The following is a 13,445-nucleotide window of genomic DNA, read 5'->3' as shown; positions in this document are numbered from 1 at the left end:
AGGTCGCGCAGCTGGTCGGTCCAGTAGGCGAGCTGCCGCGCGGCGACGGAATTCGCGTCGTCCTCGGCGCCGAGCGCCTCGCGCTGCCACAGCGCGTAGTCGGCGTACTGCACCTCGAGCGGCGCCCAGGAGGGGACCTCGCCGCGGGCGCGCTCGATGTAGGCGAGCACCACGTCGCGCAGCAGCGGCCGCAGCGAGAAACCATCCGCGCTGATGTGGTGCATGACCAGCACCGCGACGTGATCGGTTTCCGACAGCGCGAGCAGGCCGGCCCGGAACGGGACCTCGCCGGTCACGTCGAAACCGACACTCGCCAGCTCGACGATCCGCGCGGGCAGCTCGTCCGCGGCCACCGGTTCGGCGACCAGGTCGAAGGCGACCTCGCCGACCGGAAGCACACGCTGGTAGCCGGTGCCTTCCACCTCGGGGTAGACGGTGCGCAGCGCCTCGTGCCGCGCGAGCACGTCACGGAGGGCCCCGCCGAGCGCGGCCACGTCGAGATCACCGGTCAGCCGCAGCGCGACCGGGATGTTGTTCACCGCGGTCTGGTTGTCGAACCTGTTGAGGAACCACATCCGCTGCTGTGACAGCGACAGCGGCACCAGCTCGGGCCGCTCCCGCGCCACCAGCGGCGCCCGGCCGCCCTGTCCGGCAGCCGATTCCACCTTCGCGGCCAGCGCCGCGACAGTGGACGCCTCGAACAGCGCGCGCACCGGAACCTGGGTGTCCAGCGCCTCGCCCAGCCGGGCCGCGACCTGCGTGGCGACCAGCGAGTTGCCGCCCAGTTCGAAGAAGTCGTCGTCCAGGCCGACCCGCTGCACGCCGAGCACCTCGGCGAAGGTGTCGGCCACGATCTCCTGCACCGGCGTCGCCGGCGCGCGGAACACCTTGGCCTCGAAGACCGGTTCCGGCAGCGCCTTGCGGTCCAGCTTGCCCGAGGCATTCAGCGGGAACTCGTCGAGCACCACATAGGCCGCGGGCACCATGTACCCGGGCAGCCGGGCGCCGAGCGCGGCCTTGACCGACGCGACGTCCACCACCCGGTCCGGGTCCGTCACCAGGTAGGCCACCAGCTGGTCGCCGGTCCGCTCATCGGTGCGCACCAGCACGACCGCCTGCGCCACCGATTCCAGCGCCGTGAGCGCCGACTCGATCTCGCCCAGCTCGATACGCAGACCGCGCACCTTCACCTGGAAGTCGGTCCGGCCCAGGTACTCCAGCTCACCGTCTTCGGTCCAGGCCACCAGGTCACCGGTGCGGTACATGCGCTCGGCGGCGCCGAACGGGTTGGCCACGAAGCGCTCGGTGGTCAGGTCGGGGCGGCCCACGTACCCGTGCGCAAGCTGCGCGCCCGCGAGGTACAACTCGCCGGGCACGCCGACCGGGACCGGCCGCAGCCGCGAATCCAGCACGTACACCTGGGTGTTGAACACCGGAGCACCGATCGGCACCGACACCACGTCGTCCTCGGTCACCTCGTGGAAGGTGACGTCGACGGCGGCCTCGGTCGGGCCGTACAGGTTGTGCAGCCGCGCGCCGGTCAGCTCGCGCAACTTCTGCGCGGTCACCGCGGGCAACGCCTCACCGGAGGCGAAAACATTACGCAGACTGACGCATTCGGCCGCGCGCTCTTCCGCGACGAACACCGACAGCATGGACGGCACGAAGTGCACCGTGGTGACCTGCTCGTCCACGATCAGGCCCGCCAGGTACGCGGGATCGCGGTGACCGTCCGGCTTCGCGACCACCAGTCGCGCACCGACCTGCAACGGCCAGAAGAACTCCCACACCGACACGTCGAACGTCGCCGGGGTCTTCTGCAACACCACGTCGTAGGCCGCCAAGCCGTACTCGGCGTGCATCCACACCAGACGGTTGACGATCGCCGCGTGCGACACCGCCACACCCTTCGGGCGGCCGGTCGAACCGGAGGTGAAGATCACGTACGCGGTGTTGGCCGGACGCAGCGGCTTGTGCCGATCGGCGTCGGTCAGCGGCTCGCCGGAGAACTCCGACAGGTCCAGCTGATCGATGCGCACCTGCCGGGAGACGGTGGTCGCCAGATCGGAGCCGGAGGTCAGCAGGCACACCGGGCGCGCGGTCTCCAGGATGTAGTCGATGCGCTCGGCCGGATGGTCCGGGTCGAGCGGCACGTACGCTCCACCCGCGGCATTCACCGCGTACATGCCGACCACCAGGTCGATCGAGCGGCGCATGCCAAGGGCCACATACGATTCCGGACCGACGCCGTTGCTCTTGAGCCAGCGCGCCAGGCGGTGCACCCGGAGGGCGAACTCGGCGTAGGACAGACTTGTCCCCTCGAACGTCACCGCCGCCGTGTCCGGGGTGCGCGCGACCTGCGCCTCGAACAGCGAGACCAGTGTCGCCGCGGCATCGCCCACCGGCGAGGTGAGTGCGGCGTCGACGGGGAATTCGGTGTCGTTCCACCGCTCGATCACCAGCGACCGTTCGGCGTCGTCCAGCAGGTCGATGTCGCCGACCGGGACCGACGGCTCGGCGGCGACGCCGCGCAGCACGCGCACGAACCGCTCGGCGAACCCACCCGCGAACGCGCCGTCGAAAAGGTCGGTGGCGTAGACGAGTTCGGCGTCCATCGCCGTCTCGGCGCCGGGCACCTCGCTGAGCGTGAGCTGCAAGTCGAACTTCGCCGTCGGCTGGTCGATGCCCAGCTCCGAGACGGTCAGACCGGGCAGCTCCAGCGCGGTGCGGCCGAGGTTCTGGAACGACAGCATCACCTGGAACAGCGGGTGCCGCGCCTGCGAGCGGGCCGGATTGAGCACCTCGACCAACCGCTCGAACGGTACGTCCGCGTGCGCGAACGCCTGCAGGTCGCGCTCACGGACCTGGGCGAGCAGGTCGGTGAACGACTCGGCGGCGTCCACTTGGGCTCGCAGCACCAGGGTGTTGACGAACATGCCGACCAGATCGTCGAGCGCCTGCTCGCCTCGACCGGCGACCGGGATGCCGATGGCGATGTCCTCGGAGCCGCTCAACCGCGCCAGCAGCGCGGCGAAGGCGCTGTGCACCACCATGAACAGCGTGGTGCCGTGCGCGTGCGCGACCCGGTTCAGCTCGTCGATCAGCTCGCCCGGCACGCGGAAGCGGTGCGTGCCCGCCCGATACGACGCGACGGCGGGCCGCGGACGACCGGCCAGGCGCAATTCGTCCGGCAGACCGGCCAGCGCGCCGCGCCAGTAGCCGAGCTGCTCGGAGATCAGCGAGGTCGGATCGTCCTCGGAGCCGAGCGTGGCGCGCTGCCACAGCGCGAAGTCCACGTACTGCACCGCCAGCGGCGGCCAGCCCGGCTGCGCCGCCGAGGTCCGCGCCACGTAGGCGGTCATCAGGTCGCGCACCAGCGGACGCATCGAGAAACCGTCGGCGGCGATGTGGTGCACCACCACGACCAGGACGTAGTGGTCCGGCGCGAGCCGGTAGGCGCGCAGGCGCACCGGCGGTTCGGTGGTCACGTCGAAGCCGCGTTCGACAAAGGGGTAGAGGGCGCCGAGCAGCCGCCCCTCGGCCACCTCGACGACGTCCAGATCCGGGATCGCCCTCGTCGCGGGCAGCACCCGCTGATAGGCGACGCCGTCTCGCGAAGGGTAGACGGTGCGCAGCGATTCGTGCCGCGCGATCACGTCGGCGATCGCACCGCGCAGCGCGTCCAGATCCAGCGCGCCGTCCAGCCGCACCGCGGCGGGGATGTTGTTGGCGGCGGAGTCGGCGTCGAAGCGGTTGAGGAACCACATCCGCTGCTGCGCCAGCGACAGCGGCGGGTGCTCGGGACGGACCTGTGCAGTAAGGGCTTGGCGCGCACCGGTTCCCGCGTGCGATTCGACCCGCGCGGCCAGCGCGGCGACAGTCGGCGCCTCGAACAGCACGCGCACACCGATCTCGGTGTTGAGCGCCGCGCTCAGGCGGGCGGTCACCTGGGTGGCCACCAGCGAGTTGCCGCCCAGCTCGAAGAAGTCGTCGTCCACGCCGACGCGCGGCACGCCGAGCAGATCGGCGAAGACCTCCGCCACGATCTCCTCGATCGGGGTGGACGGCGCGCGGAACACCCTGGCCTCGAACACCGGCGCGGGCAGCGCCTTGCGATCGAGCTTGCCGGATGCATTGACCGGGAACGCGTCCAGCACGACCAGCGCGGCCGGGATCATGTAGCCCGGCAGCGCGGTGGCCAGCGCGGCCTTCACGTCGTCGATGTCGACGGTCGCCTCGGGTTCGGCGACCAGGTAGCCGACCAGCTGGTCACCCGCGTGCGCGTCGGAGCGCAGCACGACCACCGACTGGGCGATGCCGGGCTGCGCCAGCAGCGCGGCCTCGATCTCGCCCAGCTCGATGCGCAGACCGCGCAGCTTCACCTGGAAGTCGGTGCGGCCCAGGTATTCCAGCTCGCCGTCGGCGGTCCAGGTCACCAGGTCACCGGTGCGGTACATCCGGGCGCCGGGCACGCCGTACGGGTTGGCGACGAACCGGTCCGCGGTCAGGTCGGGACGGCCCAGGTAGCCCAGCGCCAGCTGATCGCCCGCGAGATACAGCTCACCCGCGACACCCGGAGCGACGGGGTGCAGACGGCTGTCGAGCACGAAGACGCGGGTGTTCCACACCGGGCGTCCGATCGGCACCGACACCGTATCCGCTTCCGTCGCTTCGTGATACGTCACGTCGACGGCGGCCTCGGTGGGGCCGTACAGGTTGTGCAACCGCGCGCCGGTCAGTTCACGCAAACGTTGCGCCGTTTGCGCCGGCAGCGCCTCACCGGAGGCGAAGACCTGCCGCAGCCGCGGCGCGGAGAGTGCGTCGCCGTTCTCGTTGCCCAGCGTGGCGACAAAGACCGAGAGCATCGACGGCACGAAATGCGCTGTCGTGATGTGCTTCTCAGCGATGATCTGGGACAGGTACACCGGGTCGCGGTGCCCATCCGGGCGCGCGACGACCAGCCTGGCACCGGTCTGCAACGGCCAGAAGAACTCCCACACCGACACGTCGAACGTGGCGGGAGTCTTCTGCAGCACCGCGTCCTCGCGGCCGATCGGGTACTCGTGCTGCATCCACAGCAGCCGGTTGACGATCGCGGCGTGGCTGACCGCCACACCCTTCGGGCGCCCGGTGGAGCCCGAGGTGAAGATCACGTACGCGGTGTTCTCCGGCCGCAACGGCTGCGTGCGCTCGGCGTCGGTGATCGGCGCGCCGCTGGTGGCGGCGAAACCGGGCAGCCCTTCGACGCCCTCCACCGACAGCACCGTCACCTGCGGCTGCGGGTCGAAGTCGAACCCGTCCGCCGAGCGGTACAGGATCATCCGCGGCCGCGCGGTCTCGATGATGTAGTTGACGCGGTCGGCGGGCTGGTCGGGGTCCAGCGGGACGTAGGCCGCGCCGGTCTGCACCACCGCGTACATCGCGACGACCAGTTCGGTCGAGCGCCGCAGCGCCAGCGCGACCAGCGATCCCGGTCCGACGCCCGCGCCGATCAGCTGCCTGGCGACGCGGTTGGCGCGCTCGGACAGCTCCCGGTAGGTCAGCCGCTCGTCCTCGAAGTCCAGCGCGATCGCGTCCGGCGTCGCCGCCACCTGGGCGTCGAACAGCGATACCAGCGTCTCGACGGGCACCGGGTGCGTGGTGTCGTTCCAGTTCAGGAGTACCTGCGCGTGTTCCTCGGGCGCGAGCAGATCGATGTCGCCGATCGGCACGTCCGGGTCGGCGGTCACCGCCGCGAGGACGCGGTCCAACCGCCGGGCGAACGCGGCGATGGTCGGCTCGTCGAACAGGTCCAGCGCGTAGGAGAACTCGGCCGACATGCCCGCCGAGTCGCCCAGTTCGTCCTGGGTCTCCGAGAGGGTCAGCTGCAGGTCGAACTTGGCCAGGCGGGCGTCGTAGTCGATGCCGTTGACCGACAGACCGGGCAGCTCCAAGCTGGCCTGCCTGGTGTTCTGGAAGGTCAGCATCACCTGGAACAGCGGGTGACGGGCCTGCGAGCGGGCCGGGTTGAGCACCTCGACCAGCCGCTCGAACGGCACGTCCGCGTGCGCGAAGGCGTGCAGGTCGGTCTCGCGCGCCCGGGCGAGCAGGTCGGCGAAGCTCGCCGCGCCGTCCACCTCGGTACGCAGCACGAGGGTGTTGACGAACATGCCGATGAGGTCGTCGAGCGCGGCCTCACCGCGACCGGCGACCGGCGTGCCGATGGCGATGTCGCTGGTGCCGCTGGCCCTGGCCAGCAGCACCGCGAGAGCGCTGTGCAACACCATGAACAGCGAGGCGTTGTGCCTGCGGCCCAGCTCGATCAGAGCGCGCTGGGTCTCGCCGGAGATCACGAACGGATAGGTGCCGCCACGGTAGGAGGCGACGGCGGGACGCGGCCGATCCGACGGCAGCACCAATTCGTCCGGCAGATCGGCCAGTTCGCGCGTCCAGTAGCGGATCTGGTTGGCGATCAGCGAACTCGGGTCGTCTTCGGAACCGAGCACCTCGCGCTGCCACAGCGCGTAGTCGGCGTACTGCACCGGCAGCGCCGACCAAGCCGGGGCCTCCCACGACGTGCGGGCGGCGTACGCCACCATGACGTCGCGGGCCAGCGGACCCATCGACCAGCCGTCAGCCGAGATGTGGTGCACCACCATGCCGAGCACGTACTCGGTCTCGCTGATCTCGAAAAGCCGTGCGTGCAGCGGTACTTCGCTGGTCACGTCGAACGCCATCGAGGCCAGCTCGACCAGGTGATCGATCAGGTTGTGCTCGGTCACCGGCACCGGGGTCAGGTCCGGCACGATCTGCGCGGCGTCCAGCACCACCTGCACCGGGCCGCTCTTGGTCTCCGGGAAAACCGTGCGCAGCGACTCGTGCCGGTCGATCACGTCGATGACCGCGACCTGCAACGCGGCGATGTCCAGGTCACCGGACAGCCGGATCGCGACCGGGATGTTGTTCACCGCCGAGGAGGTGTCGAACCGGTTGAGGAACCACATGCGCTGCTGCGCGAGCGACAGCGGCACTTGCTCCGGGCGCTGCCTGGCGACCAGCGCCTTGCGCGCGCCGTCACCGGCATGCGACTCCACCCGCGCGGCCAGCGCCGCGACCGTGGACGCCTCGAACAGCATGCGCACCGGCACCCTGGTGTCCAGCGCGATGCCGAGCCGGGAAGCGACCTGCGTGGCGATCAGCGAGTTGCCGCCCAGTTCGAAGAAGTCGTCATCCACGCCGACGCGGGAGATGCCGAGCACCTCGCCGAATATCTGCGCGACGATCTCCTCGATCGGCGTTGTGGGGGCACGGAATTCGCGCACCTCGAATACCGGGGCGGGCAGCGCCTTGCGGTCCAGCTTGCCGGAGGCGTTGAGCGGAAACGCCTCCAGCACCACGATCGCCGAGGGCACCATGTACGCGGGCAGCGTGCGGTGCAGCGCGTTCTTGATGTTGTCGATGTCGACCGGGCCGACGGTGCTGACCACGTAGGCGACCAGCTGGTCACCCGCGACGGTCTCCAGCACCAGCACCACGGCCTGGGTAACGGCCGGATGCTCCAGCAGGGCGGTCTCGATCTCGCCGAGCTCGATGCGCTGGCCGCGGAACTTCACCTGGAAGTCGGTGCGGCCGATGTACTCCAGCACACCCGCGCTGCCCACCTCGGGATCGCGCGGCTGCACCCAGCGCACCAGGTCACCGGTGCGGTACAGGCGCTCGCCTGGCGCGCCGAACGGGTCGGCGACGAAGCGCTCGGCGGACAGGTCGGGGCGGCCGTGGTAGCCGCGGGCGGTCTGCGCACCGCCGAGGTACAGCTCGCCGGGCACGCCGACCGGAACCGGGTTCAGTCCCGCGTCCAGCACATAGGTCTGCGCGTTCCACACCGGACGGCCGATCGGCACCGACGCGGGCGCGACCTCGTTGAGCTGCCACGCGGTGGCGTGCACGGTGAACTCGGTGGGGCCGTACAGGTTGTGCACCGCGGCGGTGGAGAACTGCCGGAACGCGGTGACGGTCGCGGGCGGCAGCGCCTCACCGGCGACGAGAACCGCACGCAGCGAAGCGCATTCGGCGGTGGACGCGGCACCGGCGAACACCGAGAGCATCGACGGCACAAACGAGGTCATGGTGACCCGGTGCCGTCCGATGATCTCCGACAGGTACATCGGATCACGGTGGCCGTCCGGCGCGGCGATCAGCATGCGGGCGCCGACGGCCAGCGTGCCGAACAGTTCCCACACCGACACGTCGAAGGTGACCGGCGTCTTCTGCAGGATCACGTCGGCCGGGCCGATCCGGTATTCGGCGGTGATCCAGGCGATCTGGTTGACCACCGAGGCGTGGCTGACCGCGACGCCCTTGGGGCGGCCGGTGGAGCCGGAGGTGTAGAGCACGTAGGCCGTGTTGGTCGCGCGCAGCGGTGCGCGGCGCTCGGCGTCGGTGATGGGTCCGTCGCCGAACCCGCTGAGGTCCAGGGTGTCCAGCGTGAGCACCGGGATATCGGCGGCGGTGACGTTGTCGGCGGTGGTGGTCAGCACGCACACCGGTGACGAGCTGTCCAGCACGTATTCGGTGCGCTCGGCCGGATGGTCCGGATCGATCGGCACGTAGCCGCCGCCCGCGGTCATGGTGGCGTAGATCGCCACCAGCATGTCCACCGACCGGCGGATACCGACCGCGACCAGCGATTCCGGGCCGACGCCCGCGTCGAACAGCTTGCGCGCCAGGCGATTCACGCGCGAGGCGAACTCGGCGTAGGTGAGCTCCACCGGCGGGCCGAACTCACCCTCCCCGCGCATGCCGCCGTCGAACACCACGGCGGGGTCGTCGGGCCGGGCCCGCACCTGCTCCTCGAACAGCTCGAGCACGGTGACCGCGGGCAGATCGCGCCGCGTGTGGTTCCACTCGGCGAGCACCCGAGAGCGCTCGGCGTCGTCGAGAATCTCGATGTCGCGTACGACGGTCTCCGGCGCGGCGACGGCCGCTTCCAGAACGCGCAGGTAGCGGCGGCCGAACTCGGCGACTGTCGAGGCGTCGAACAGGTCGGTGGCGAAGGAGATCACCGCGGCCATGCCCGCGGGCTCGCCGTGCGCGCCCCGCTCCTCGGTGACCGTCCACTGGAGGTCGAACTTGGCGATGTCGACCTCGAGCTCGTCGGCGGTGACCGACAGGCCGGGCAGTTCCAGCGTCGCGTGCGACATCTCCTGGAACGACAGCATCACCTGGAACAGTGGGTGCCGCGCCTGCGAGCGGGTCGGGTTGAGCACCTCGACCAGCCGCTCGAACGGCACATCCGCGAACGCGAACGCGGCGAGGTCGGTTTCCCTGGTGCGGCCGAGGAATTCGGCGAACGGCTCGCTGCCGTCCACCTCCGAGCGCAGCACGAGGGTGTTGACGAACATGCCGATCAGGTCGTCGAGCGCTTGCTCGCCGCGTCCGGCGACCGGGGTGCCGATGGCGATATCGCTGGTGCCCGACAGCCGGGCCAGCAGCACCGCCAGCGAGGCGTGCATGACCATGAACAGGCTGACGCCCTGCGCGCGGGCCAGCGCGATGAGGCGCTGATGCAACTCGACGTCGATCTCGAAGTTCACCCGGCTGCCGCCGAAGCTCTGCACCGGCGGACGCGGACGGTCCGCGGGCAGGTCGAGCTGATCCGGCAGACCCGCCAAAGACCTACGCCAGTAAGCGATTTCGCGTGCGGCCATCGAGCCCGGGTCGGATTCGGCGCCGAGCAGCTCGCGCTGCCACACGCTGAAGTCCTGGTACTGCACCGGCAGCGGCGCCCAGTTCGGCGCCTCGCCCGCGGTCCGGGCCAGGTAGGCGGCGGCCACGTCACGCGCCAGCGGACCGAACGAGAAGCCGTCGGCGGCGATGTGATGCACGACGAACGCCACGGCGTAATCGGCGGTGCCATTGCCGCGCCCGCCGGTGACCGCGAACACGCGCACCCGGATCGGCAACTCATGCGAGACGTCGAAGCCGCGGGCGGCGAATTCGGCCAGCGCGCCGTGCAATTCGGCCTGGTCGATCGGCTGCACCGCGATGCCGAGATCGACCTGGTCGACCGGAACCACCTGCTGGTACCCGCCATCGCCGGACTCGGGGAAGATCGTGCGCAGCGACTGCTGGCGCTCGACCACGTCCAGCAGCGCCGAGGCCAACGCGTCCAGATCCACCTGGCCGCGCAACCGCACCACGAACGGCAGGTTGTAGGTGGGCACGGTCGGGTCGAACTGGTTGATGAACCACATGCGCTGCTGCGCCAGCGACAGCGGCACCCGTTCCGGCAGCTGCTGGGCCACCAGCGGCGGACGCGATTCGTCTGCGGGAGCGGCGTTTTCGGCCCTGGCCGCGATTCCCGCAACGGTCGGGGTCTCGAACAGCGCGCGCACCCCGATCTGGGTGCCGAAGGCCGCGCCGATGCGCGACACCACCTGGGTAGCGACCAGCGAGTTGCCGCCCAGGTCGAAAAAGTTGTCGTCGATGCCGATCCGGCCCTGGCTGAGCACGTCGGCGAAGATGCCCGCCACGATCTGCTCGGCCTGGGTGCGCGGCGCGCGGAACTCGCCCGCCTCAGCGCTGAACACCGGCTCCGGCAAGGCTTTCCGATCCAGCTTGCCGCTGGTGTTGAGCGGGAAGGCGTCCAGCACCATGATCGACGCGGGCACCATGTAGCTCGGCAGCTTCTCCGCGACGAACCTGGCCAGCGTCGCCGGATCCACGGTCTGGCCCGGAGCCGCCACCACGTAGGCGACGAGCTGCTGACCGGTGGCCGTGTCCATGACCAGCACCACGGCTTGGCTGACCGCGGGATGAGCGAGCAGATCGGTTTCGATCTCCCCCAGCTCGATGCGCTGACCGCGGAACTTCACCTGGAAGTCGGTGCGGCCGATGTATTCCAGCGTGCCCGCGGAGTTCCAGCGCACCAAGTCACCGGTGCGGTACATCCGCGCTCCGGCTTCGGCCCCGGCCCCACCCGCCGACAGCGGATTGGCGACGAATCGGTCCGAGGTCAGATCGGGCCGGCCACGGTAGCCGCGGGCGAGCTGACGCCCGCCGAGGTACAGCTCGCCCGGCGCGCCGATCGGGGCCGGACGCAGCCGCGAATCCAGCACGTACACCTGTACGTTCCACTCCGGGATACCGATCGGCACGGTCACCGCGTCGGCGGCCGTCGCCTCCCAGTAGGTCACCGAGACCGCAGCCTCGGTGGGACCGTACAGGTTGTGCAGTCCCGCGTCGGTGACCGCGCGGAAACTCGCGGCCGTCTCCGGCGGCAGCGCCTCACCGATTACGAAAACAGCTCGCAGCGTGGCACATTGGGCCGCGGTGGCGTGTGCGACGAACACCGTCAGCATGGACGGGACGAAGTCGGTCACGGTGACCCCGTGCCGGGAGATCATGTCCGCGACGTACAGCGGGTCACGATGCCCGTCCGGCGACGCGATGACCAGCTTCGCGCCCACCAGCAACGGAAGGAAGTAACCCCACAGCGACACGTCGAAGGTGGTCGCGGTCTTCTGCAGGTACACGTCCTGCGCGGTCAGCCGGTACTCGTCCAGCATCCACAGCTGCTGGTTGACGATCGCGTGGTGGGTGACCGCAACGCCCTTCGGGCGACCGGTCGAACCCGAGGTGTAGATGACGTAGGCGGTGTTGTCCGGGCGCAGCGGCGCCAGCCGGTCGGCATCGGTGACCGGGTCCGCGGAGTACGCCGACACGTCGAGGGTGTCGATCTCCACCCGCCGCACCGATCCGGGTAGGTCCAGCTCGTCGGCCGACAGCGTCAGCACACACACCGGCGCGGCGCTGTCGAGAATGTAGGCGGTGCGCTCGGCCGGATGATCCGGATCGATGGGCACGTACGCGCCACCGGCCTTCACCACCGCGTGCATGCCGATCACCAGCTCCAGCGAGCGTCGCATCCCCAGTGCGACAAGCGATTCCGGTCCGACACCGTCGGCGATCAGGAAGCGGGCCAGCCGGTTGACCCGCGCGTCGAATTCCGAATACGTCAGCGTCGCGCCCTCGAAATCGAGCGCGATATTGTCCGGAGTGAGCGGTATCTGCGCGTCCAGCAGCGCCGCGAGCGTGGTCTCCGGGACGTCCTGTTCGGAGTCGTTCCACTCCAGCAGCGTCCGCTCGCGTTCGTCGGCGGTGGCGACATCCATACCCCACACCGCGTCGTCCACGCTCGCGGCGAGGAAGCGATCGAAGAACTCGAGGAAGCGGCCGTGGTGGCTGCGCGCCTCGTCCTCGCTGTAGAGGTTGGGGTTGGTCTCGAAGTCGATGTGCGCGCGGGTGCCCGCCACCGATTGGTAGAAGTTGACGCCCAGGTCCTCGATGCTGCCGGTGGACAGCACGTGCATTTGACCAACGATCGAGCCGAGCACGGTCTCGTCGTGGAAGAGCATGATGTTGACCCACGGCCCGAAGAACTCGGTGGTCACCACGCCGTCACCGGCCGCGTCGCGGCGGATGTCCTCGTGGCGGTAGCGCTGGTGGCGCAGCGCGCCGGAGACCTCGACCTGAACCTGCTTCAGCAGCTCGGACACCGTGGTGTCGTGGCCGACGTGCAGCCGCAACGGCACGATGTTCGACGACGCGCCACCCGAGCGGCGCATCGCGGCGGTGGTGCGCGCCGTCACCGGCAGGCTGAGGATGACGTCCTCCACACCGTTCCACTGCGCCAGATACGCGGCGAAGCCGGCGAGCAGCAGTCCGGCGGGCGACGAATCGTGCCGCGCGACCGCCGCGTCCAGCAGCGCGTTCTGCTCATCGGACAGTGCCGCGCTCACGATGCCGTTGAGCGCGGCGGGCGGCGCGGAACGGCCGGTCAGGCTGGTACCTTCCTCCAGCCCGGCCACCCGCTCGGCCCAGTACTCCTTGTCGGAGGTGAAGCGGGTGCTGTCGCGGTAGGCGATCTCCTGCTCATAGAGCGTGTGCAGATCGGTGGCCTTGGACGCCACCGGCTCGGTGCCGTTCACGTACGCCGTGTACAGCTCGGCGATCCGGTTGACGTTGGTCATGGCGCCGAAGCCGTCGAGCGCGATGTGGTGCGACCGCGAGTACCAGTACCAGTGGTCGTCGGCCAGGCGCAGCGCGGCGGACTTGATCAGACGGTCGGTGGTCAGGTCGAGCGGGCGGCTGTACTCGGCGCGCATCCACGCCTTGGCGGCGGCTTCCGGATCGGCTTCGCCGCGCAGGTCGACGTACTCGACCCCGTCGTAGTCGCTGATGGAGTGGTCGACGAACTGCAGCGGCTGGCCGTCGCGCTCGATGATCCGCAGGAAACCGGAGCCAAGCTCATGGGACGCGTCGAGGCTGGCCCGGCTGAGCAGTTCCACGTCCAGCTCGCCGCGCAGGTCCACGTACTGCGCGATGTTGATCGGCACCTGCGGATCGACATGCTGCGCGTACCAGATACCCAGCTGGGCGGGCGACAACGGAAAGGCCCCGGACAC

General features: G+C 69.9%; 1 protein-coding gene (only partly in view). It reads right to left on the bottom strand.

Going from position 1 to position 13,445, the window contains the following annotated elements; translation table 11 throughout:
• On the bottom strand, positions 1 to 13,445 hold the beginning of the coding sequence (locus AB0M45_RS07600) for a non-ribosomal peptide synthase/polyketide synthase (protein WP_364323991.1). 30,517 nt of this gene lie to the left of the window's left edge; the window shows 13,445 of its 43,962 coding nt (coding positions 1-13,445); it begins with the start codon at positions 13,443 to 13,445; the stop codon falls past the left edge of the window.

Origin of the sequence: Nocardia sp. NPDC051787, from assembly GCF_040681325.1 — a bacterium.
In the GTDB taxonomy this organism is placed as follows: domain Bacteria; phylum Actinomycetota; class Actinomycetes; order Mycobacteriales; family Mycobacteriaceae; genus Nocardia.
The sequence above is the reverse complement of the archived record's forward strand: the minus strand, read 5'-3'. Positions and strand labels throughout refer to the sequence as shown.